Origin of the sequence: Flexilinea flocculi (assembly GCF_001192795.1) — a bacterium.
Lineage (GTDB): Bacteria > Chloroflexota > Anaerolineae > Anaerolineales > Anaerolineaceae > Flexilinea > Flexilinea flocculi.
This window is the reverse complement of record NZ_DF968181.1, coordinates 975,084-997,649: the sequence shown is the minus strand read 5'-3', so window position 1 is coordinate 997,649 and position 22,566 is coordinate 975,084. Positions and strand designations below refer to the sequence as shown.

The 22,566-nt window shown below is 40.6% G+C and carries 21 protein-coding genes and 1 pseudogene; 10 read left to right on the top strand and 12 right to left on the bottom strand.

Features of this window, described 5'->3' with window-relative positions:
- Positions 1 to 2: 2 nt before the first annotated feature.
- Positions 3 to 1,040: a lysylphosphatidylglycerol synthase transmembrane domain-containing protein gene (locus ATC1_RS09225; RefSeq protein WP_062280816.1), complete on the bottom strand. Its 1,038-nt coding sequence runs from the start codon at positions 1,038 to 1,040 to the stop codon at positions 3 to 5.
- 4 nt (positions 1,041 to 1,044) lie between these two features.
- On the bottom strand, positions 1,045 to 2,844 hold the full coding sequence (gene lepA, locus ATC1_RS09220; RefSeq protein WP_062280812.1) for a translation elongation factor 4: 1,800 nt from the start codon (positions 2,842 to 2,844) through the stop codon (positions 1,045 to 1,047).
- Between the two features lie 335 nt (positions 2,845 to 3,179).
- Between lepA and ATC1_RS09215 the strand changes: the two genes are divergently transcribed.
- The 4 genes from ATC1_RS09215 (at position 3,180) to ATC1_RS09200 (ending at position 5,922) form a co-directional block, all read left to right on the top strand.
- Positions 3,180 to 3,980: a transporter substrate-binding domain-containing protein gene (locus ATC1_RS09215; protein WP_062280809.1), complete on the top strand. Its 801-nt coding sequence runs from the start codon at positions 3,180 to 3,182 to the stop codon at positions 3,978 to 3,980.
- 193 nt (positions 3,981 to 4,173) lie between these two features.
- Positions 4,174 to 4,824 carry an amino acid ABC transporter permease gene (locus tag ATC1_RS09210; protein WP_062280807.1) on the top strand — a complete coding sequence of 217 codons (651 nt, stop codon included), beginning with the start codon at positions 4,174 to 4,176 and terminating at the stop codon, positions 4,822 to 4,824.
- A 12-nt stretch (positions 4,825 to 4,836) separates the two neighbouring features.
- Entirely contained in the window at positions 4,837 to 5,601 is a 765-nt protein-coding gene (locus ATC1_RS09205; protein WP_062284058.1) for an amino acid ABC transporter ATP-binding protein, read from the top strand.
- 24 nt (positions 5,602 to 5,625) lie between these two features.
- Positions 5,626 to 5,922, top strand: a complete 297-nt coding sequence (locus ATC1_RS09200; RefSeq protein ID WP_062280804.1) for a YerC/YecD family TrpR-related protein — start codon at positions 5,626 to 5,628, stop codon at positions 5,920 to 5,922.
- A 315-nt stretch (positions 5,923 to 6,237) separates the two neighbouring features.
- Here ATC1_RS09200 and ATC1_RS09195 read toward each other — a convergent pair whose 3' ends face one another.
- Together ATC1_RS09195 and ATC1_RS09190 are read right to left on the bottom strand one after the other, a co-directional pair.
- On the bottom strand, positions 6,238 to 6,924 hold the full coding sequence (locus tag ATC1_RS09195) for a hypothetical protein (protein ID WP_062280801.1): 687 nt from the start codon (positions 6,922 to 6,924) through the stop codon (positions 6,238 to 6,240).
- 143 nt (positions 6,925 to 7,067) lie between these two features.
- Positions 7,068 to 7,844, bottom strand: coding sequence for a TlyA family RNA methyltransferase (locus tag ATC1_RS09190; protein WP_062280796.1), 777 nt, complete (start codon positions 7,842 to 7,844; stop codon positions 7,068 to 7,070).
- Positions 7,845 to 8,022: 178 nt separating this feature from the next.
- On the opposite strand from ATC1_RS09190, the gene ATC1_RS09185 reads away from it, so the two are divergent.
- The 5 genes from ATC1_RS09185 (at position 8,023) to greA (ending at position 12,524) form a co-directional block, all read left to right on the top strand.
- A complete protein-coding gene (locus tag ATC1_RS09185) occupies positions 8,023 to 8,892 on the top strand; it encodes a decaprenyl-phosphate phosphoribosyltransferase (protein WP_062280793.1) in 870 nt (289 codons plus the stop codon).
- A gap of 16 nt (positions 8,893 to 8,908) precedes the next feature.
- Positions 8,909 to 9,823 carry a mevalonate kinase gene (mvk, locus tag ATC1_RS09180; protein WP_062280790.1) on the top strand — a complete coding sequence of 305 codons (915 nt, stop codon included), beginning with the start codon at positions 8,909 to 8,911 and terminating at the stop codon, positions 9,821 to 9,823.
- On the top strand, positions 9,820 to 10,629 hold the full coding sequence (locus ATC1_RS09175; protein ID WP_062280787.1) for an isopentenyl phosphate kinase: 810 nt from the start codon (positions 9,820 to 9,822) through the stop codon (positions 10,627 to 10,629). The genes mvk and ATC1_RS09175 overlap by 4 nt, the downstream gene beginning before the upstream one ends.
- 254 nt (positions 10,630 to 10,883) lie before the next feature.
- A complete protein-coding gene (locus ATC1_RS09170) occupies positions 10,884 to 12,038 on the top strand; it encodes a deoxyguanosinetriphosphate triphosphohydrolase (protein ID WP_082174728.1) in 1,155 nt (384 codons plus the stop codon).
- An 18-nt stretch (positions 12,039 to 12,056) separates the two neighbouring features.
- The gene (gene greA / locus ATC1_RS09165; protein ID WP_062280784.1) at positions 12,057 to 12,524 is read left to right on the top strand and encodes a transcription elongation factor GreA; all 468 of its coding nucleotides are present in this window, start codon (positions 12,057 to 12,059) and stop codon (positions 12,522 to 12,524) included.
- Positions 12,525 to 12,619: 95 nt separating this feature from the next.
- Here the strand turns inward: greA and ATC1_RS09160 are convergent, their stop codons facing one another.
- Positions 12,620 to 14,041 carry a hypothetical protein gene (locus tag ATC1_RS09160; protein ID WP_062280781.1) on the bottom strand — a complete coding sequence of 474 codons (1,422 nt, stop codon included), beginning with the start codon at positions 14,039 to 14,041 and terminating at the stop codon, positions 12,620 to 12,622.
- Between the two features lie 295 nt (positions 14,042 to 14,336).
- On the opposite strand from ATC1_RS09160, the gene ATC1_RS09155 reads away from it, so the two are divergent.
- Positions 14,337 to 14,594, top strand: coding sequence for a hypothetical protein (locus ATC1_RS09155; protein WP_062280778.1), 258 nt, complete (start codon positions 14,337 to 14,339; stop codon positions 14,592 to 14,594).
- Between the two features lie 164 nt (positions 14,595 to 14,758).
- On the opposite strand, the gene topA is transcribed toward ATC1_RS09155, so the two are convergent.
- The 7 genes and pseudogenes from topA to ffh form a co-directional block, all read right to left on the bottom strand.
- Positions 14,759 to 17,167 (bottom strand): type I DNA topoisomerase, encoded by a 2,409-nt coding sequence (gene topA, locus ATC1_RS09150; RefSeq protein ID WP_236688126.1) that lies wholly within the window; start codon positions 17,165 to 17,167, stop codon positions 14,759 to 14,761.
- 8 nt (positions 17,168 to 17,175) lie between these two features.
- Positions 17,176 to 18,279, bottom strand: coding sequence for a mannose-1-phosphate guanylyltransferase (locus ATC1_RS09145; RefSeq protein WP_062280775.1), 1,104 nt, complete (start codon positions 18,277 to 18,279; stop codon positions 17,176 to 17,178).
- Positions 18,280 to 18,539: 260 nt separating this feature from the next.
- Positions 18,540 to 19,643 carry a DNA-processing protein DprA gene (gene dprA / locus ATC1_RS09140; protein ID WP_062280772.1) on the bottom strand — a complete coding sequence of 368 codons (1,104 nt, stop codon included), beginning with the start codon at positions 19,641 to 19,643 and terminating at the stop codon, positions 18,540 to 18,542.
- Between the two features lie 7 nt (positions 19,644 to 19,650).
- Positions 19,651 to 20,217 (bottom strand): ribosome maturation factor RimM, encoded by a 567-nt coding sequence (gene rimM / locus ATC1_RS09135; RefSeq protein WP_062280769.1) that lies wholly within the window; start codon positions 20,215 to 20,217, stop codon positions 19,651 to 19,653.
- A 9-nt stretch (positions 20,218 to 20,226) separates the two neighbouring features.
- The gene (locus ATC1_RS09130) at positions 20,227 to 20,499 is read right to left on the bottom strand and encodes a KH domain-containing protein (RefSeq protein WP_236688125.1); all 273 of its coding nucleotides are present in this window, start codon (positions 20,497 to 20,499) and stop codon (positions 20,227 to 20,229) included.
- A gap of 122 nt (positions 20,500 to 20,621) precedes the next feature.
- Positions 20,622 to 20,879 (bottom strand): annotated as a pseudogene (gene rpsP / locus ATC1_RS09125) (30S ribosomal protein S16); the annotation flags it as partial.
- Between the two features lie 115 nt (positions 20,880 to 20,994).
- Positions 20,995 to 22,317 (bottom strand): signal recognition particle protein, encoded by a 1,323-nt coding sequence (gene ffh / locus ATC1_RS09120; RefSeq protein ID WP_062280762.1) that lies wholly within the window; start codon positions 22,315 to 22,317, stop codon positions 20,995 to 20,997.
- Between the last annotated feature and the right edge of the window lie 249 nt (positions 22,318 to 22,566).

Sequence of the window (22,566 nt, the reverse complement as noted above, 5' to 3'; positions counted from 1 at the left end):
TTTTAATTGCCTTTTTCTGATAAATCTGTGTTTTGTAAGCCTTTGAACACTTCGGAAAATTTCTGCCCCTGGATACTGAAACCGATGATTCCCCAAATCATCGGAGTCAAAATACCAATTGCATGCATGAGTAATCCGAAAGCAAGAGCGCGTGATTGATTGATATTAAACAGACTGAGTGCAAATACATAAGCGCCTTCAACGACACCTAAGCCGGCTGGTGCAGATGGAATCGCACCTCCCAATGCTCCGATGCTTTGCGTGAAAAAGCTTGCCCAAATCGGGAGTTGAGGAAAGAAAAACCGCATTCCAATGATTAATGTGAGCCACCAGCAACACCAGGTCATGAAAATCCAGAAAAGCCATTTATAGAATTTGCGTGGATTCGAAAGAATTTCCATTCCACCTAATAAGGATTGGATTTTCGGCAGCACAAATAAACCAATTTTTGAATCCGGTTTCAAGATTCTGGATAAAAGTTTCAAAAAACTTGCCTGGTTTCTGGTGATCAGAAAAACAACGACTAAGCCAATCAGAATCACAGCAAAAAGAATGTAATATGTCGAAACAGAAAACGAACTGCCAGACAATAAAGGGACGGTTGAAATCAGCATAATCAATGTGATGATGACATCAAACAATCGTTCTAACAGAACCGTTGAAAAAACATAAAAAGGACTTCTACGAACAATTCCGCCCATAATGACAGCTCTTCCAAGTTCTCCGAGCCGCAACGGCAGGAGATTTAAAAGATACCCTTCCGTAATCGTCCAAAAACCTTGTGCAAGAGAGGGTTCACCATCTAAAATCACACGCCAAGCCAGACTGCGAAAAACAAAAGCAATGCTTTGCAAGAGGAATATTTCAACAAGGAGAATCGCAGAGACATTACGAAACGAAGTCAATAATTCGTCAAAATCAACAAAATAAAGTAAAACTCCGATGATGATCAGACTGACAAGAATTCCCGGTAAACTCTTTTTGATCATACTGCCTTTTTGCGAAGTGGAATCAATAGCGAAAGATCCAGTTTTTTTCATAATCCTACTCATCATCCAATTGTAGAATTGCCATAAAGGCTTCCTGCGGAATTTCAACATTACCAACCATCTTCATCCGTTTTTTTCCGCGTTTTTGCTTTTCGAGCAATTTCTTTTTGCGAGTAATATCGCCACCGTAACATTTGGAGAGAACATCTTTCCGCAAGGCTTTTACATTGGCACGTGAAATGACTCTGCCGGACGCGCTGGCTTGAATTGGAACTTCAAATAATTGTCTTGGGATCAGCGCCTTCAGTTTCGTCACAAGCAATTGGCCTTTGTGGTACGCGTCTTCTTTATGAACAATCGTTGCAAGCGCATCCACCGCTTCTCCGCCAACCAGAACTTCAACTTTCACCAGATTGCCAGGTCGATAATCCGCTATCTGGTAATCCATCGAAGCATATCCCTTCGTCCGGGATTTCAATTCATCGAAGAAGTTAACAATAATTTCTGCCAGCGGAATCTCAAAATTCAATTGTACTCGATCCGGCGCAGGATAATCCTGCCCAATGAAAATTCCTCTTCGTTTTCGGATCAACTCCATAATCGTGCCGTAATACTCCGTCGGAGAAAAAATCTGAAGGTGCATCCATGGCTCGTAGATTTCATTTATCAACCCCTCGTCAGGCAATTGCACCGGAGAATCAATGAAAATTTTTGATCCATTATTCAGAAGAACCTGGTATTCCACCGATGGAGCTGTAACCACAATATCCAGATTGTATTCTCTTTCCAAACGCTCCTGAATGATTTCCATATGAAACAGTCCAAGAAAACCGCAACGGAAGCCAAAATTCAATGCTTGTGATGTTTCAGGCTGATAATCTAAAGAAGCATCATTCAATTGAAGTTTTTCCAGAGCATCCCGCAGATCATCATAATCTTCCCCTTCAACCGGATAGATTCCGGCAAATACCATCGGTTTTGCTTTCTTATACCCTGGAAGCATTTCAGGAGCTGATTTTTCAGCGGTTGTAATCGTATCTCCAACCCTGCATTCTCTGACAGTTTTCAATCCTGTGGCAATATATCCGACTTCACCGGCAGATAATCGCTGAACCGGTTTCATCTCCGGAGAAAAAATTCCGATTTCAACCGGTTTTAAATCCGTATTGGTGGCCATCAAGCGTAAATTCGTATTTTGAGAAATGATTCCATCACGAACGCGGATATAAGCGATAACACCTTTGTAAGAATCATAAATGGAGTCGAAAATCAGAGCTCTGGTCGGCATAGAGTCATCGCCTGTCGGCGGCGGCACTAATTTCACTACTTTTTCCAGAACCTGATCAATATTGATTCCTTCTTTGGCAGAAATTCTGGGTATTTCATCTGCAGGAATACCAAGCAGGTTATTTAATTCTTCAGCGACTTCATCAGGGATCGCAGAAGGCAGATCAATCTTGTTGATTACTGGAATAATGACAAGATCAGATTCTAAAGCAAGATACAAATTGGCAAGTGTCTGGGCTTCAATTCCCTGTGTTGCATCCACAACCAGTAAAGCGCCTTCACAAGCAGCTAATGCACGGCTGACCTCGTAATTGAAGTCAACATGTCCCGGAGTGTCAATTAGATTCAGCTCATAAGTATTACCATCGGCTGCCTGGTAATTCATTCGGACAGCGGAGGATTTGATCGTCACGCCTTTTTCCCGTTCCAAATCCATACTGTCTAAAACTTGATTAACCATATCGCGATCGGAAATGGTACCAGTTATCTGCAGCAATCGATCTGCAAGTGTCGACTTGCCATGATCAACGTGAGCGATAATACAAAAGTTACGTATATTTTCTTTCATAATCGGAAAATAAGTATATCATCAATTCTCATATCTCGATTTTTCGTAAGAAATTCAGCAATTTCAAATATGGAAAGAATTCCTTGTTGTTGTGTCGTGTTTGCGCGCTGCGTAAACACGACACAACAACAAGCTTTTTCCCTTTATTGTATAAAGAATGTCCAAATTTCGAATAACTGCAATTTCTGACAGCTATTCAAAATATAAAATGACTTTTCAAATAATTTATTGTCATTTCCTGTAATTTTCCGTATTGACTTTATCACAGTAAAGTGATAACATGTTGTCATGGATGAAAAATTCAACCTTTGATACGATTTTTGAGGAGCATTACGATGAAAAAAAATTCTTTTGCCTTATTTGCACTGCTTTTAGCGGCTGTCGTCCTTTTCAGCTTTACATCCGTTTTTGCTGACGGAAAGACAACTTTCGTTGTGGGTTTTGATCAAGACTTCCCCCCTTACGGTTTTGTCGGTGAAGATGGCGAATTTACCGGTTATGATCTTGAAATGGCTGCAGCAGCTGCCGAGCTCATGGGACTGGAAGTCGTTTATCAGCCGATTGCATGGGACTCGAAGGACATGGAGCTTGATTCTGGTACTATTGATTGTATTTGGAATGGTTTCACAATTAACGGCCGTGAAGATAAATATGAATGGACGGAAGCTTATAAAGATGCAGGGCAGGTTATCCTGGTAAAAGCTGATTCGGATATCGAAAAATTAGAAGATCTTGCAGGAAAAATCGTTGCAGTTCAGACAGATTCCTCCGCTCTGGAAGCATTGGAATCCGATGACTATAAAGATTTAGTGGCTGAATTCAAAGATCTTTTGGTTGTTGCACAGTATAACACTGCATTCATGGATCTCGAAGCCGGCGCTGTTGACGCCATCGCAATGGACCTTGATGTAGCGAATTTCCAAATCCAGGGTAAAGAAGACCAATACCGGATTCTTGACGAAATGCTCCAGGCAGAACAATACGGAGTCGGATTCAAACTGGGTAACACAGAATTGCGCGATAAAGTTCAAAGTGCACTGGAAGATCTTGTTGAATCCGGAAAATTTGCTGAGATTTCAGAAAAATGGTTCCAATACGATTCCTGTGTATTGAGTGTCTGCAAGGATACAAAATAATTCATAAAACAAACATGAATAACAGTGAAACTGAGTGCCAATAAAGACTAAATAACAATAAACGCTGACACTCAATCACTACGAATCATATAATAGAAGAATGGCGGACAAAAGCGCTGGGGTGAAATGTAAATTTCTCAGCGCTTTATCCTTGAATAGGGATCAGTATTTCAAAAAAAAGGGAGAGAAGGTTATGAGTATTTCTGTGATGTTGAGCAAATTGGGCGAGGGAATGATAACTTCGGTTCTTATTTTTACACTGACGTTATTATTTTCGCTCCCGTTAGGTTTGATCGTAGCTCTGGCCAGAATGTCAAAAAACATCATTCTGAAAAATTTCACAAGGATTTATATCTCGATTATGCGCGGAACTCCCTTAATGCTCCAATTATTAGTCGTTTATTTTGGCCCTTATTATTTATTTGGAATCTCCATCTCCTCTGGTTATCGATTTTGGGCAGTCATCCTCGCATTCTCCATTAACTATGCCGCTTATTTTGCAGAAATCTATCGCGGGGGAATCGAATCTATGCCGCTTGGACAATATGAAGCAGCACGTGTCCTGGGTTATTCTGAATCACAGACTTTCATGAAAATCATCCTTCCGCAAGTCATTAAACGAATTATTCCGGCAATAACCAATGAAGTCATCACGTTAATTAAAGATACATCCCTGGCTTTTTCAATCGCGGTTACGGAAATGTTTACAGTAGCAAAAGCCATCGCATCATCAGAAAAAACTATGGTATCGTATGTGGCAGCCGGTATTTTTTACTACGTGTTTAATTTTGTGGTAGCTGTTGTAATGGAATCTATTGAGAAAAAACTTGATTATTACCGCTAAGGAGCGATGGAAATGGAAATCTTCAGTATTAAAAATGCAAAAAAAAGTTTTGAAAATAATCTGGACGTCTTGCAGGATATTTCCATATCAGTCGCTAAAGGAGAAGTAGCAGCCATCATCGGACCATCAGGGTCCGGAAAATCGACGTTGCTGCGATGTGCCACCTTACTGGAAAAAATGGACAGCGGTGAATTGTATTATTCAGGAGAAAAAGCTGCCTGGAATAACGAAGCGGGGAAGACTGTCTATGCAAGTCCTGAAAAACTGAGACAAATTAAGAGCAAATTCGGATTGGTATTTCAAAATTTTAATCTTTTTCCTCACTATTCCGTTTTAAAAAACATTACGGATGCGCCGATTTCTATACAAAAAAGAAAAAAAGATGAAGTAATACAAGAAGGGCTGGTATTACTGGAGAAGATGGGGCTAAGTGATAAAGCGGATGCGTACCCATTTCAGCTTTCGGGTGGACAACAGCAGCGTGTCTCGATTGCACGAGCCCTGGCGATGAAACCGGATATTTTATTTTTCGACGAACCGACCTCTGCCTTGGATCCGGAATTAACCGGTGAAATACTGCGTGTGATCCGCAGTCTGGCAGCAGAACACATGACCATGGTGATCGTTACGCATGAAATTGAGTTTGCCAGGAATGTCGCCGACAGAATTATTTTTATCGCCGGCGGAGTCATTGTAGAGGAGGGAAACGCCGAATCCTTAATCAGCGATCCGCAAAATGATCGAACAAAAGCCTTTTTAAACCGGCTTCAGCGGTAAAATTAGTAAAGAATGGAGGTCCGCATGTACGAAAGCAAAATACAAAATCCGGAAACCGATGAATTGTTTCAAGCCGTTCTCGCGCTGCAATCCGTCGAAGAATGTTACCGCTTCTTTGAGGATCTCTGCACGATTAAAGAAGTCAGCGAAATGGCACAGCGTCTTGAAGTGGCAAAAATGCTGCGTAATGGGATGACGTTTAACGCGATTGCAGAAGAAACAGGCGCCTCAACCGCGACAATCGCCCGCGTTAACAAATGCCTTTTGTATGGAGCAAAAGGCTATACCACAATTCTCAACCGAATCGATCCTAAAGAATAAGTCGAAAAAAATCTGCTAAATTTTAAGATCATTCAAATTATCATTAAGATTCTTTTTTTTTATTAATGATGATTAAGCCTTTGCAATTTCATTTTTTTCATTCCTAGCTATCCGACTTCCGGTTAGCAGATTAAATAATAATAATAATAATAATAATAATAATAATTTGTGTTTTACGAACAATCCGATGGATAAGTAAAAAAAGTAATTCAATAATAATCAAAGCAAATCAGAAATAGTAATTTCTTACTTATTTTTAAAGCAGACAAATTGGTTGAAACCACTTATTGTTACTAAAAGAAATAATGGGAAAGACTATTCATAATTTTTATGAATTGCTTCAATTACTCGCTCTTTAAAGTGTTGCCATTCTCTTTTTTTAAATCCAGAAAATTTTTCTGATATTTTTTCTAATGTGTTCAAAGGAAGTAAGGCGAGTTCAAAATCGCTGAAAGCAGAAAAATTTATAGGATAATAATCTGGCTGATGTTTCTCATCATTAATAATGGCGCATAATTTTCCAAGTAAATCTAATTTTTCAAACTCAGCAATTTTTCGAGCCCGTTCTTCTCTAACCAGAATTCTGTATTCAAGTTTTTTTTGTTTTTCAAGAACGCGTTGTTCACGCAAAATCTGCGATTTTGCTTTTCGCTCTTCTTCAATTAGCAGATTTTCTCTGCGCTTTTCATCTCGGTGCTTCTTTTGTTTTTCATATGCCTCCATTAGAGGATTATCACGTGGAATTTGAAATGGAAATACCCCTTCTGTGATGATTATTAATGGATCATACCATTCAAAAATTGGATGTTTGGCCAACTCATTCTCATTAACTGCGTCAATAATTTGTATCATTGTATCCAATCCAATGATTTGCCCACAAAGGTTGCGAAAAGGCATATTACCACAAGTGGTACAGTAAGGTCTAGTACACATTTCTGAAATTTTTGCATACTCAATCAATTCAAAAAACTCACCTGCTCCAACAAATGGTAATGTAATCATTATGGTACCTTCCACTTCATATTCAACAAAAATTTTTATTGACGTCCATACACGATTATCAATTATTTTTGTTTTTCCCTTAAAAATGAACCATAGACTAGTCAATTGAATAAAGAAAGTACATCAGTTTCATCACAGCAAGATCATATTACTTGCCGAACCCATGAATCAACATCCATGGCTTTGCCCGGATATTGAAACCATGCCAGAAATTCTACGTTTCCCTTTGGGCCAATCAGCGGTGATTTGATCAGACCCTTTGTTTCATAGTTCAAGTCATTTGCAGCGGATAACACTTCTGCCAGCACTTTCTGATGCACCTGAGTATCCCGGATAACTCCTGCGCCCTTTGCAGCTTCTTCCTTCCCAGCCTCGAATTGCGGTTTGATTAATGTGATCAGCGATCCTGTCTTTTCCTGATACCATTTTCGAATGACAGGCAGTAAAATTTTCAAAGAAATAAAGGACGCATCGACAACAACCAAATCGATTGGATCCGGTAGTAAGTTGACATCTCTTGCATTCGTCTTTTCCATTGAAATAACCTTCGGATGATTCCGCATTTTCCAATGCAATACGCCATAACCGACATCAATCGCATATACTTTTTCCGCGCCATGCTGCAAAAGACAATCGGTAAATCCGCCAGTTGAAGCGCCCACATCTGCACAAACCAATCCGCTCAGATCGGTCAAGCCAAACGCTTCTATTGCCCCCAGTAATTTTTCTCCGCCCCGAGATACAAATTGAGGGCCATGATCAATTGTAAAGACATCCTCATCACTGAATGTGGAAGAGGGTTTGATCACCATATTTCCGTTGACCCGCACTTGCCCTGCCATGATCATTTTCTGAGCGAGTGATCGGCTTTCGACAAGTCCTTTTTCCTGTAACAGGATATCCAATCTTTTTTTAATCATGCAATATTTCCATCAGTAATTCGAAATTTGGAAAAGCCTTTTGAGAAAAAAGAGAAAACGTGTTGTTCCGTTATTATTACGCTTCAAAAAAATCCGCGAGACATCAAGTTAGCTTTCTCATAATTCGAATTCGTGTTGTTTGATAAGATTTAAACACCAAAGATTATAATATAGAATTATGAGAAAAAATCCTTACATTCGAGCTCTCAGAATCCGTCAATGGCCGAAAAATGGTTTTATATTGGCGCCGCTGGTTTTTGATGGTCAGCTGACCAATTTTCCCGCACTTCTTAAAACATTCGCAGGATTATTGTTGTTGTGCATCATTTCCAGCGGAATTTATGTTTTCAACGATATTAACGATGTGGAATCAGATCGCGCTCATCCTCGAAAGAAATTTCGTCCCATTGCTGCCGGTGAAATTCCCATCCGAAAAGCCTGGGGTTATGCAGCGGCGCTGATTTTATTCTCACTGATTTGCGCCTGGATCTTGGACAGGGAATTTTTCCTGATATTATGTGCGATTATCCTGATTAATGTCATCTATACGCGTGCTGTCAAACATCTTCCAATTATCGATGTCATGACCATCGGACTTCTCTTCATTTTACGCGTTGCTGCGGGGGCATCTCTCGTCATTGTAAAAATTTTTTCCCCATGGATTTATATCATTACATTTATGCTGGCGTTATACCTTGGATTTGGAAAACGCCGCGCTGAACTGGCAATGCTCGCCGATCATGAAAACCTGACGCGACCCGTTTTAGATGGATACAGTTTGCCGCTTCTGGATCAACTAATTACGATTGTTTCCAGCGTGACCATTATCGGATATACGCTTTATACCTTTTCCGGTCCAACGCTCCCGGAAAACTATCAAATGATGATAACCATTCCTTTTGTAATCTACGGCATATTTCGATATCATTATCTGATTCAAATTAAACACACTGGAGGAGCGCCGGAGGAAGTGTTATTTTCTGATCGCCCGCTTCAAGTAACCATTTTCCTTTACGGTCTGACGGTAATTTATGCAATGTACTTATAAAAGGAAATAATCAAAAATGGGTAAAGGTATCGCACCTGCAAAAACGATCCTTTTTGGAGAACATGCTGTTGTTTACGGTGAACCCGGAATTGCCATTCCTTTATGGGGTATTACAACGACTGCATCGTTCCACCAGCTCCAAAATCTTAACCGTAAGCAGGAATTCCATATCAGCTCTCCATTAATCGGTTTGGATGCGGATTTCTCAGAAATTTCAGTCAACCTTCCACTGAAAAAATTAATCATTTTATTGAAGGACATGCTGCATTTAACTGAACTTCCCACTAAAACCCTTCAAATCGAAACAACCATACCGATCGCATCCGGTCTGGGATCCGGTGCAGCCTGCTCTGTCGCTGTTATCCGTGCATTTTTCGATGAATACCAGTGCGATTTCGATGATGCAGAAGTTTCGGCAATTGCATTTGAGATTGAGAAATACTATCATGGTTCTCCATCCGGTTTGGATAATACGACCATCAGTTTTGGTAAACCTGTCTATTTTCAAAAAGAAATGGGGTTCGAAATTCTTCAATTAGGCACAAAACTGAACTTAATCGTAGCGGATACCGGCATTCAGAGTGTTACTTCGGTAGTAGTGCAAGATGTCAAAACGAATTATTTAAAAAATCAACGATATCTTAAAGAAATTGGACAAATCGCAAAAAAAGCGCGTCCGGCTATTGAGAAGGGCAATATATCCGAAATTGGTCTGTTAATGAATGAGAATCATGAATTACTAAAAAAGATCGATGTGTCTTGTTACGAATTGGATTTAGCAGTAGAGACTGCAAGAAAAAACGGCGCTCTTGGAGCGAAATTGACCGGCGCAGGCCGAGGCGGAAATTTTATCGCTCTGGCAGAAAACCCATCCGACATGGCCAGAATCAAAGAATCATTGAAACAAATAGGAGCAAAAATCATATTGTGATTACTTTTCTGAAACTTGGCGGATCGTTGATTACTGAGAAAGATAAAGCCCGTCATGCAAGACAAGCTACTATCAGACGTCTGGGAATGGAAATTCGCGAAGCAATGGAAGAACGGCCTGACCTTCAAATTATTCTCGGACACGGATCCGGATCTTTCGGTCATATTCCGGCGCATAAATTCAAGACAAGAGATGGCGTTTTTTCTCAAGATGAATGGCTTGGGTTCGCAGAAGTCCATCATGAAGCGCAATCTTTGAATCAGATCGTAATGGATATTTTTTTTGAATGCGGTCTTCCCTGTATTCCTATATCTCCGCTCAGCGCTGTTGAAGCGAAAAATGGCATTGCTGAAAAATGGGATATTTTTCCGATTATTGCCGCATTAAAAAACGGCATGATTCCCGTAGTATACGGTGATACTGTTTTCGATATCATTCGCGGAGGAACTATCCTGTCGACAGAAGATCTTTTCGTTTTCCTGGCAGCGAAAATAAAACAATCCGGCAGAGTCTTATTGGCTGGATGGGAAGAGGGTTTGTGGGAGGATTTTCCTGATCGGACAAAATTGATTTCCAAATTGGAAATTTCTAATTATCCTGATCAAAAAAAAGAATTTTTAAAAGGTTCGCTTTTTACGGATGTAACCGGAGGAATGGCTGAGAAAGTTCATTTAATGGCCAATCTAATTCAAAATGATATCATTCGTTCGGCGTTAATTTTTTCAGGTGAAAAACCTCTGAACTTAAGAAATGCGCTACTTGATCAAATACCCGGAACCCTGTTATATTCAAATAAAGAAGAATGAATTTTTTTTTGTTGATAGAACTATGAAATCGAATTCATCCATTTATTGTCTTCCATCCAAAATTTAGAGTTGATTTTCGGGAAAAGAGAAAAATTTTATTATTGTGATTTTGCGCATTGTGTAAAATCACAATAATAGCCAAAAACTCCTCTCCTATTTCGAATCGCTGGCTTATTGCATTATTAATCTGGAAATTCATTTTTCATTGAATTTCCATTTATTCCTGTTTATTCGGGAGCACAAAGGATGAAATTATGAATTACGCCTCAGCAATGAACACCTACCGCAAAGAAGAAATTGGGATTGCTCCTTATGGGATCCATTCTTCCAACAGCAAAGGACGTCGTTTTCCTGAAGCTGACCATGATTATCGATCCTGTTTCCAGCGTGATAAAGACAGGATTATTCATACTACCGCGTTTCGAAGGCTTGAGTATAAGACACAAGTTTTTATCAATGATGAGGGTGATTATTATCGTACGCGGCTGACTCATACATTGGAAGTCGTTCAGATCGGCAGAACACTCGCCCGAGCTCTCGGAGGAAATGAAGATCTCGTGGAGGCAATTTGTCTTGCCCATGACATGGGGCATCCACCGTTTGGCCATGCCGGTGAATCGACTCTGGCAAAGATTATGTCAGATCATGGTTCATTCAATCACAACCGACACACCATGCGAATCGTGACATTGCTTGAAAAACGTTATCCGGATTTTGATGGATTAAATCTTTGCTACGAAACATTGGAAGGAATTGCAAAACACGAAACCGAATATGACATCGTGGATGTGCAGGAATTCAGTCCAGATCTAAGAGGACACCTTGAAGCCCAAATTGCAAATGTCTCCGATGAAATTGCTTACGGTTCGCATGATCTTGACGATGGTTTACGGTCAGGCATGCTGACAGCAGATATGTGCCAGGATTTGTTAATCTGGAAATTGATTGCAGACGACTTACATTGGGTCGGTCCGCAATTATCTGATCTGGACAGGCACCGGTTTATCAGACAACTGACAAATCTTGAAGTCACAGATGCATTTTATACTGCTCAGGAAAAAATTTCTTCGAGTAAAATACAATCTGTAGATGACCTGCAGCGTTTGCCATACAATGTCGTTGTAAACAGCAGCTTATGGTTGTCTCAAAACCGGGAATTAAAGGATTTCTTATTTCACAAACTATATCGTCATTATCGTGTAGTTCGAATGAGTCTGAAAGCTGAAATGATCATATCCCGTTTGTTTGAAGCATTTCTTAAAGAACCGAGTTTGCTGCCGAACCATATACAAAAAAACATTGAGGAGAGAGGTCGGGAAGCTGCGATTTGTGATTATATCGCAGGAATGACAGACCGTTATGCGATTGATCAATACAACAAACTTTTTGAACCCTCACTCTTACCATAAAGGAGACAGAACAGAAAAATGTCAGATACAACCTATTTAACCGCGGAAGGTGCGGAGAAATTAAAAGAAGAATTAGCATACTTAAAAGGTCCAAAACGTGAAGAACTTGCCAAACGCCTGCGAACGGCGATTGAACAGGGTGATTTATCTGAAAATGCGGATTATTCTTCGGCAAAAGAAGATCAGGCATTTGTCGAAGGCAGAATTCTGGAAATTGAAAACATGCTGGCCAATGTGAAGATCATCGATAATCTGGAACGCGAACATGGCGTCGTCAATATCGGATCGATAGTAACCATCCAGGAAGGTTCCTATGAACCGGAGGAATACATGATTGTTGGTTCGGAGGAAGCAGATCCGTTTGACGGAAAAATCTCCTTTCGATCCCCGATAGGTTCTGCGCTGTATTTAAAACACGAAGGTGATTGCGTAACGGCAGACACACCCAACGGACAAATCAAGTTCAAGATTATCAGCATCCGATAACAAGCAAAAAAATTCCCGCTGTATAACGGCATGACATTCGATATTTTCAAAATGTTGCTCAGAATGAATCGCACGAATTACAGCGGGAATTTTTTTTATTTCTTTATTACACAAACATCAAACAATACTTTCGTAAAATAACTGTTTTTCTCAGCGCTTTCCGTACCGTATTCAACTGCATTGATCTTAACGGTCATTTGCAGAGATTGAGATTCCAAGAGGTATTCTTTCCCCTCTGAAATCTTATCAAATCCGCCTTTATTCTTCAGTCGCGAGACAATTTCATCGTTGGAATATGCAAAATCACTGAGCAGAAAATGGGTTGGAGTGTGAATATCTTCTCGATCAAAAAGCCACATTTCAAAAGCAGTCACAGCTTTTGGCTCGGTATTATTGATTGTTTCCGCAATACCGATCCCGCATTCTCCTAAGAAGCGATCATCTTGTTCATCCAACGAGAAGGTTTCATCAAAAAGGTCATCGCCAAGTTTATAAACAGTCTGATAATGAATCAGTAACGGCGATTCATTTAAATTTTTCTCCGGTGTTGAAATGTCTGTTTCTGGATGATCAGGAATCGGGATAGTGTCCGAAGCCTCCATTTCTTCCTCATTGTCATCGTTTATCTCAGCCAAATCATCATCATCCGATTGATTTTCGGATTCTGTTTCATCCATCTCATCCGTTTCATCCATCTCAGCATCATTGGTTTCAGGATCTTCGATATTCAGTTCTTTATTCGAGACCACATTCTCAGGAACGTCTGTTTCAGTTTCTTCATCATCATCAGTAATTTCTTTAAAACGATGATTGGAGAACTCAGCGGTAATCATTGAATCGGTTTCATCAAGAAAATCGGAAATCTCATTTTCTTCGGATGATAAATCGGTTTCTTCTGGGAATCGATTGATAATCGAGCCAATATCAAAATTTGAATCTTCACGGATTGCCCAGGATGTCGGTTCTTTATCATATTTCGTCCGGAAATTAAGAATTTTTGTCCAGAGTTTTTTCCCATTTTCAGAAATGCTGTATAAAAAAATCAGACAAAGGACAATTAGTCCAAAAAGTATAAAAAATATCATTCCGATGATGGGAATTCCACCGGACTTTTTTTCGGACTCATTTTTCGGTATCGCGGTGGGCGAGGAGACAGTTTCAGAAACTGTCTCCATCGATTTGGCGGATGAAATCGTTACAATCGATGAAAAGTTCAACAAAGCCATCGGATCCGTCAGCGGATCTTTCTTTAAAAGTTCCAGAAGGTAACTTCCATCCTTTCCAAGTTGATTAAATCGCCAGTTCGCACGTGCAGCATCCGGATCATTGATATTGTCTCGAATTGCCAGCCGAAGATAATCCTCGCGAATAATCTGTTCGACTTCGTCAAAACTACCAGCGGATCCTCCGGAAAGCAATTTTTGTACGCCTATGACGAGGAGGATGAAGATAATCCCGACAACGATTCCCGACAAGAAGGGATTCGTTACAACAAGCTTTTTGATCTTTTCTTTCATTTGAGCCTCCATCCGTCAAATTCTGTTTTCGTCAATAGAAAATGAAAATAGTTCAATCTTACGGTTTCCCTATTTAATAAATTCGCAGCCCATCACAATGAGAAAGTATCATTCATGATAATCGATATGAATAATTTGTATTATACACTGAAACAATTTTTCCTCCTTTTTGCCTCAGCAAAGAAGATGTGAATCAAATTAAATACTTCTGAAGTGGATTCGGTGATTCAAAAACAATTGTTACATAAGCTCCGGAGGAAAAGCCTATGGTGAACAATAATTATGATTCACATCGATGTTCAACTTTATTCGGGAAAACACCCCTGAGGACAGTATTATTGTCTTTTTCAAACCACGCGCGATGCATTTGATGACGGATCGCAATGCAGTTGCCATCGATAATTGCAGGGATCTATCGAAAGGGAATTTTTTAGTAATGGCTAACCAAAATTACGGTGGACAGATTTCTCAAAAAAATATCGATACATGCAGTATTGAGAAAAATTTAGTCTATGATAACCGAGAATTTTCTGTGTATGAGTTGATTAAATAATTCGTTGGTCATTCGAAATATGGAAAGGCTTATTTGTAGAACTTATGCTTTTCCGCTTCACGGAAAAGCATAAGTTCTTCTTCTTTCTCCACCAGGCTGTTGGAGACAATAAGATTGATGATGTCCGGAAATAATTGACACCATAAATCTTGTATCTTCCAAACTCAATCTTCCGGGTTTTCGATCTCGTGTTTGCAATTAGCGCACTGAATTTTATTTTTATTCATCTCCACCATCAAGCCGCCGCATTCAGGGCATCTGGTCTTGACCGGTTTTTTCCAGGAAACAAACTGACATTCCGGGTATGCAGAGCATCCATAAAATATCCTGCCATTCTTTGAACGCCTGACAACAATATCTTTTCCGCATATCGGACATGGAATTCCGATATTCTGAATGATCGGTTCTGTATATTTACAGCCTGGAAATCCGCTGCAGGATATAAATTTACCAAACCGTCCCTGACGAATAATTAAATCACGTCCGCATTCCGGGCAGGGACGTCCGACTTTTTCCGGTTCCGGTTTTGTTTTTGGCAGCTCGGCATTTGCCTGGTTCAGCGCCGGTTCAAACTCGGAATAAAATTCCCCGACAACCTTGCGCCAGTCTTTCTCACCTTCAGCAACCTTGTCCAACTCTTCTTCCAAAAAAGAAGTGAATTTCACATCGACAATGGAAGAAAAACCCTTTACCAGCAGATCATTGACGATAATGCCAATTTCTGTAGGAAATAATCTTTTTGATTCCCGGCTGACATATCCTCTTGTTTGAATAGTCGAAAGAATGGAGGCATAAGTGGATGGCCTCCCGATTCCATTCTCTTCCAGCGTCTTCACTAATGTCGCTTCAGTGTATCGGGCAGGCGGCTGCGTGAAGTGCTGTTCCGGAATATACTGCAGACATTTCTGCCGTTGTCCTTCAAACAATCCTTCAGGAAATTTTGTGTTCTCCATTTCGTCGAATTTAAAATCCTCATCCTGACTTTCTTCATATAACACCAAAAAACCCTGGAATTGGAGTTTTGAACCAGAAGACCGGAACAAGTATTGATTTTGGTAATTTGCAGCCACATCGATCGAAATCGTATCATAAACCGCATCTTCCATTTGGGAAGCTAAAAACCGCTGCCAGATCAGCTGATACAAACGGAATTGATCTCTTCCTAAAAATTCTTTCATCCGATCCGGAGTCCGATTGACATCCGTCGGTCGGATCGCTTCATGGGCTTCCTGCGCACCCTTTGATTTCGTCTTATATTGCGGTATTTTGCCAGGGGCAAAAGAAGAACCAAAGCGGTTAACAATAAACGCGCGCGCATCTTTTTGAGCAATTTCTGAAATGTTTGTCGAATCGGTTCGCATGTAGGTAATTAATCCGGTGCTGCCTTCTGATCCGATATCTACGCCCTCATAAAGCTGTTGAGCAAGCGCCATTGTTCGATTGGCAGTAAACCCGAGCCTCTTTGATGCTTCCTGTTGCAGTGTAGATGTCGTAAATGGAGCGGAAGGCTTCCTTCGGCGCGTACCTTTTTTAATACTCTGTATAAAAAAAGCTGCTTTTTTCAGATTTTCAAGATGTGTCTGAACAATACTTTCATCACCCAATTCAGGATCTTGTCCGTTGATTTTTTGCAGACGTGAGAAAAAGGTGCCCTTCACTCCTTCTGGCTGCAACTCCACAGTAATCGTCCAATATTCTTTCGGTTTGAAATTCTCAATTTCACGTTCACGATCAACAATGAGACGAACTGCAACAGATTGAACGCGGCCTGCAGAAAGATGACCTTGTACTTTTGCCCAAAGAAGCGGACTCAATTTATAGCCAACCAGACGATCCAGAATTCTCCTTGCCTGTTGTGCATCAACGAGGTTCATATCAATGGACCTTGGATTGTCAAATGCCGCTTTAATTGCCGGTTGAGTTATTTCATGGAAAACAACACGATCGACCCGTTCAGGATCAATCGCCGCTGATTCCAACAGATGCCAGGCAATTGCCTCCCCTTCGCGATCAGGGTCGGTTGCAAGGTAGATTTTTTTCGACTTTTTTGCCAGTTCAGTTAATTCTTTAACTAACTGCCTTTTTTCATTGGGAACGCGATATTCAGGTTCAAAATTATTTTCCACTGAAACAGATAATGTAGATTTTTTTAGATCGCGAACATGTCCGATAGAAGCTCTAACAGCATATCCGCGTCCTAAAAATCGTCCCACTGTTTTCGCTTTAGCAGGAGATTCAACAATGACAAGTTTCTGGTCTGATAGTCCTGATTTAACAGGTTTTTCTTCTTTCAAAGTCGTAGTATTTTGAGTTTTTACACTTTTTTTGCCGCCGGATCTGGTTGCTGCCGTTCTCTTTTTTGGATCTTTACTGATCGCCTTCTGTGGAACTGATGCAGTCGCAGAATCTGGTTTAGGAACTCCATCATGAGCGGTTGAATAGCCCAATAAACTCAGTTTTGAACCACACACACTGCAGAGGCCTTTTGTTACAGGAATTCCGTTTGATGTATATTCTGCGGAAGGTTTTTCAATTTCTCTTTTTTGTTTGCATTTCAGACAATATGCTTCCAAGCGTTCTCCTACAAATAGTTATCCAGATGATTTTCTTTTAGAAATGCGACAATATCTCTGACTGTCTGAGTTTTCTCTTTCGGACAAACCAGAACAGCATGATCCGTCTCAACAATGACAACGTTTTTCAACCCGACAGCAACAATCATTTTTTCTGAATTATCAGAACAGGTTAAAGTTCCCTCAGAATCTATATAATGAGACCTGCAATTGATCGTGATATTTCCGTTTGAATCCTGAGGAAGCACATCATAAATGGAATCCCAGGAACCTATGTCGCTCCATCCCAGCGAATTTGCGGGAAGGACAACAACTCGTTTTGCTTTTTCCATGATCCCGTAATCAATCGTAACCGGCTGAATCGTTGACCATACCTCTTTCATTGCAGTTTCATACGTTCCTGAATCCATCGCTTGGCTGATCCTGGTCAATTGTCCAAACAAATCCGGTATGTGAAGTGATATTTCCTCCAATACTCTGCTGGTTTTCCATAAGAACATACCGGAATTCCAGGCATATTTCCCGGACTCATAAAAACAGTCAGCCGTTTTTTGATCCGGCTTTTCAGTGAAACGTTTTACTTCGAAAAGGTCATGCGGGAAATTCGCCGGAATTTTATTTCCCTGCTCAATATAGCCCATACCTGTTGAAGGGAAGGTCGGTTTTATTCCCAAAGTAACCAAATAATCGTCTTCAGCCGCATTGAAGCCAAAATGAAGCAACTGTTGAAAATATGGGACATTCTGAATAATATGGTCGGCTGTTAATACTGCCATAACAGAATTTTTTGTCCGTTTTTCCAAATGGATAGCTGCCAGACCGATCACAGAAGCAGTTCCGCGTGGAATTGGTTCAATCAGATAGTTTTCCAGCGGAATCTTATCCGATAATTCTTTCAATTTTTCAGCCTGTTCATTCGTTGTCACAACAAGAATATGATCAGCATCAATTAGGCCTTCCAGACGGTCCAATGTTAATTCAAACATGGTTTTTTCACCGAAAATCTTTAACATTTGCTTCGGTTTTTCTTTCCGTGACCAGGGCCAAAGCCGTGTTCCTCCCCCGCCTGCCATGATAACAGCGAAAAATTCATTTTTTTCTTGAATATCCATTGCCATATCTCTTTTCGATAGTTTTCAGTATTGTATCAGCAAATCTTCAGAACAAAAAACAATAGATAAAATATAGAGAGAATTCTTTATTTTTCTTCTATCAATTTGCAATATGGGAAAGAATCATTCATATTGTTTGTATATACCTCTCTACGTGGATACAACACAAAATGAATTTTCTCCCTTCTCTCAAACAACATTCCCCAATTCCGAATTGTTGTCCGTTTTCACCAAGATTCAAGATGCTCGGCAGGAGTTTATTAAAATATCGAATGATTTTTTTGATAGGTTTGCGGGGCGACTTCGATTACGAATCCTTTTAATTCCAGCATCATCATGATTGAAGCAATTCTTCCAGGCTGCAAAGCTGTTTTTCGAGATATCTCATCAATATGGAGCGCCTCCAATTCGATAAGTGACAATATTTCTCTTTCCTGTGGATCTTCAAATGACATTTGTACTGGTTTTATCATGGAAACGGGATTTGAACAATGCCAGGATTGAATAAACTCCAGTAATTCTTCCTTATCACAGAGCGGTCTTGCACCATCGCGAATCAACCGATTTGAACCTTGTGATTGAGGAGCGTTAAAATTCCCCGGTATAACAAAAACTTCTCTGCCTTGTTCTGCGGCAAACCGAGCTGTAATAAGTGATCCGGATTTTTCACCGGCTTCAACAATAATACAACCCCCTGCCATTCCGGAAATGATACGGTTTCTGGGTGGAAAATTTATCCTGTCCGGAGGTGTCCCAGGCGGATAATCACTGAGAATTGCTCCGTTAGCAGTGATTTTTTCTGCCATGATGCGGTGCTCAGGAGGATAGATTTTATCCACTCCGCATCCCAAAACAGCGACAGTACACCCTCCGACATCCAGTGCAGCTTGATGAGCGATACCATCAATTCCGCGTGCCAATCCGGAAACGATCACCACTTGATGGGCTGCTAAGAAACTGCTGATCTCTCTTGCCATTTCCCGTCCATAACTCGTCATTCTCCGTGTACCCACCACAGCGATATATTTTGCCTGAGGATCAGGCAAAATTCCTTTGTAATAAAGGATTGGCGGAGGAGCAGAAATTTGTTTCAGGAGCGATGGATAATTCTCATCATTCCAAGAAATAACAGAAATTCCTTTACCAATAATGGACTGAAAAAGTTTCTCGGGATCTGTCTGATCACGAAATTTTTCGAAAAATTGGATACTCTTTTCCTGGATTCCAATCAATCGCAGTTCAATAGATGATGCAGACCACGCTTTCTCCAGTGTTCCAAATTTTTGCAACAATTGCCGAAACCGGACCGCTCCGATACCATTGACGTGATTAAATGCGACCCAAAATTGCAGCTCTTCTGCCAAAATCTTCCTATATCCACTCAGGCATTTTTATAACAATTTTCTTCTCTTCAATCAGGATTTCTTGTACAAATTGCGGAATTGCCGGAACCAACTCTTCTTTTCCGTTTTCACATTGGATAACATAGACATCATTCGCTCCCGTTTCTAAAATGTCGCGAAGTATTCCAATGTGATTATTTTCAGGAGACACTACATCCAAACCGATCAACTGATGGAAATAATACTCTCCATCAGGTAAATTCGGTAAGTCATGGATGGAGACATAAACGAACTTGTTTTTTGCCCACTCGATCTGAGTTTCATCAGAATATTGGTCAAAACGAATCAGTAAAAAAGGGGGCTTTTCACGCACGGATTTAACGACAGCAGGAATGTGTTCTTCGCCGATTAAAACTTTTTTTCCACGACGTATCCTTTCAGGAAAATCGGTCATCGGAAGAAAAACGACCTCTCCCTGAACTCCGTGAGTACGATGAATCTTACCGATACAAATGAAACAAGGCTCGTCTTTAACTGACGAGCCTTCAGAATTATCATCCTGTTTGTTTACATCACATTCGATCGATGGAGACATCTTCTTCGACTATGAATTTGGCTCAACCACGTCCAGCGTGACTTGTCGTCCATCTCTGGCAGAGGTAACGCGAAGAAGAACGCGAATAGCATTTGCTACCCGGCCACCTTTTCCGATAATCCTGCCCATATCTTCTTTCGCAACGTGCAGTTCCAAACGGATCCGGTTTCCATTTCTTTCCTGTGAAACCTGAACACTGCTCGGATCATCCACCAGCGAAAGTGCAATATATTCAACAAGATCTTTTACATAATCACTTTTGCCGGAAACATGTTTTTGCAATGGAGCACCTTCTTTTTGATGCATCACTATTTATGAGCAGCGATATGAGTACGAGGATTTACAGCCCGCTGTTCATAACTTGTTTTTGCTTCAGCCAGCAGTGTTTCAAGGGATTCACCCTTTTTGAACCGTTCGAATCGATCCAATAAACCAACGCTTTTGAAGAGTTTTTCAACAGATTCGCTGGGTTGAGCACCTTTGCTCAGCCAATCAAAAATTCTGTCTTCTTTCACATCAAAAGTAAAAGGTTCAGTCCGTGGATTGTAGCTTCCCAGAATTTCAAGAAAACGACCATCCCGCGGGCTCTCCTTATCTGCTGCGATAATACGATAGGTTATTTGGTTTTTCAGTCCATTACGTCGTAAGCGAATACGAACCATTTTTAATTTTTCTCCTGTTCCTTCTTTATGTTGAGTTGATTCGCTGACTTTTCTCTATTGATGAGGGTTACGCTGAAGGATGCGTATGGGTCTTAATTCATCAGAGATATTAAAATCAGCGGAACAGATTGGAAAGACCCCTTCCACCTGTTTTTTGCAGTGTTTTCATCATCTTTTGAGCATCACGATATTGTTTCAAAAGTTTATTCACATCCTGTACTTCAGTCCCGGAGCCGCTAGCAATCCGCCGCTTCCGGCTTGCATTGAGAAGATCGGGGTTCAGCCGTTCTTTTGCAGTCATAGAGCTTAAAATTGCTTCGGTCATTTTTAGACTTTTCTCAGCTTCATTTGGATCCACTTGTTTGGCAACTTTTCCAAGATTGCCCGGAAGCATCTCCAAAATTTGTCGCATCGGACCCATTTTTCGTACTTGTTTTAATTGATCTGCAAAATCTTCCAACGAAAAATGACCTGAAAGCATCTTGCCGGCTTGCTGCATCGATTTCTTTTCATCAAACGCAGCTTCAGCTCGCTCAATTAATCCAATGATATCACCCATTCCCAAAATTCGGGAGGATAATCGTGACGGATCATAAGATTCTAATGCATCAATTCCTTCTCCCGTGCCCAGAAATTTTATCGGAACTCCAGTGACACTTCGAATGGAAATTGCTGCTCCGCCTCTGGAATCGCCATCCATTTTTGAAAGGATGAGCCCGGTGATTTTCACTGTGTCCCGGAAGCCTTCAGCTACATGAAGCGCTTCCTGACCGATCATGGAATCGACGACCAGCAAAATTTCAACCGGATGAACGATTTTTTGAATTGCTCCAAGTTCATCCATCAATGCCTGGTCTAATTGCGATCGTCCGGCTGTGTCAATCATCATGACACTGAAACCGCCTTTTTGAGCATAGACAAAGGCTCGTTTGCATAATTCCGGAGGTGCGATTCCTTCCTGATAAAAAACTTCTACATCAATTCGCTGCCCCAACGTTTGAAGCTGCTTAACCGCTGCAGGCCGATAGGGATCAGCCGCTACCAGTAAAATTCTTTCTCCCTGACCGCGCAAAAATTTTGCTACTTTCGCAGTCTGTGTTGTTTTTCCGGATCCTTGCAAGCCGACAAACATAACCACACGCGGTTTTTCGCCGGTCAGATTTAATCGTTCCGAAGGTCCCAAGGTCTTAATCAATTCCTCATGGACAATCTTAATGACCTGCTGTCCGGGATTCAATGCTTCCGAAACTTCTACACCTACTGCCCGTTCTTTGACATTAGCAACAAAACTCTTCACAACTGAATAATGGACATCCGCTTCTAATAATGCGATACGGACTTCACGCATCGCAACATCAACATCCTCAGCGCTCAATTTTCCGCGTCGAGTTAATCCTGCGAATACTTTGTTCAGTCGTTCTGTCAGATTTTCAAACATTGATTTTGATAAACCTCATTGAACCATACAAAAAAATGACTTCCATCAATAGAAAGCCAGACATATTTTAGCGTAGATTATAAAATATGTAAAGGAACATCCAGCAATTGAATGGTTGAAGTGTGAGTGCGTGAATTGACAAAGTAAATGCAATCGAAAAATATCTGTAGGCAGGCTACATCCGCTTTGGCGACTTCCGATTATGTGGTCTTTTATCCTCGATCAACAATAGAATAACATCACTTAATC

What these genes read in the sequence shown, in the direction of transcription:
- ATC1_RS09170 (WP_082174728.1), top strand. Translation starts at nt 10,884, where the DNA reads ATGAATTACGCCTCAGCAATGAACACCTACCGCAAAGAAGAAATTGGG.
- ATC1_RS09205 (WP_062284058.1), top strand. Translation starts at nt 4,837, where the DNA reads ATGGAAATCTTCAGTATTAAAAATGCAAAAAAAAGTTTTGAAAATAAT.
- ATC1_RS09160 (WP_062280781.1), bottom strand. Translation starts at nt 14,041, where the DNA reads ATGAAAGAAAAGATCAAAAAGCTTGTTGTAACGAATCCCTTCTTGTCG.
- ATC1_RS09155 (WP_062280778.1), top strand. Translation starts at nt 14,337, where the DNA reads ATGTTCAACTTTATTCGGGAAAACACCCCTGAGGACAGTATTATTGTC.
- ffh (WP_062280762.1), bottom strand. Translation starts at nt 22,317, where the DNA reads ATGTTTGAAAATCTGACAGAACGACTGAACAAAGTATTCGCAGGATTA.
- ATC1_RS09215 (WP_062280809.1), top strand. Translation starts at nt 3,180, where the DNA reads ATGAAAAAAAATTCTTTTGCCTTATTTGCACTGCTTTTAGCGGCTGTC.
- ATC1_RS09195 (WP_062280801.1), bottom strand. Translation starts at nt 6,924, where the DNA reads ATGATTACATTACCATTTGTTGGAGCAGGTGAGTTTTTTGAATTGATT.
- lepA (WP_062280812.1), bottom strand. Translation starts at nt 2,844, where the DNA reads ATGAAAGAAAATATACGTAACTTTTGTATTATCGCTCACGTTGATCAT.
- rimM (WP_062280769.1), bottom strand. Translation starts at nt 20,217, where the DNA reads ATGTCTCCATCGATCGAATGTGATGTAAACAAACAGGATGATAATTCT.
- greA (WP_062280784.1), top strand. Translation starts at nt 12,057, where the DNA reads ATGTCAGATACAACCTATTTAACCGCGGAAGGTGCGGAGAAATTAAAA.
- ATC1_RS09200 (WP_062280804.1), top strand. Translation starts at nt 5,626, where the DNA reads ATGTACGAAAGCAAAATACAAAATCCGGAAACCGATGAATTGTTTCAA.
- ATC1_RS09145 (WP_062280775.1), bottom strand. Translation starts at nt 18,279, where the DNA reads ATGGATATTCAAGAAAAAAATGAATTTTTCGCTGTTATCATGGCAGGC.
- ATC1_RS09210 (WP_062280807.1), top strand. Translation starts at nt 4,174, where the DNA reads ATGAGTATTTCTGTGATGTTGAGCAAATTGGGCGAGGGAATGATAACT.
- ATC1_RS09185 (WP_062280793.1), top strand. Translation starts at nt 8,023, where the DNA reads ATGAGAAAAAATCCTTACATTCGAGCTCTCAGAATCCGTCAATGGCCG.
- ATC1_RS09225 (WP_062280816.1), bottom strand. Translation starts at nt 1,040, where the DNA reads ATGAAAAAAACTGGATCTTTCGCTATTGATTCCACTTCGCAAAAAGGC.
- ATC1_RS09190 (WP_062280796.1), bottom strand. Translation starts at nt 7,844, where the DNA reads ATGATTAAAAAAAGATTGGATATCCTGTTACAGGAAAAAGGACTTGTC.
- mvk (WP_062280790.1), top strand. Translation starts at nt 8,909, where the DNA reads ATGGGTAAAGGTATCGCACCTGCAAAAACGATCCTTTTTGGAGAACAT.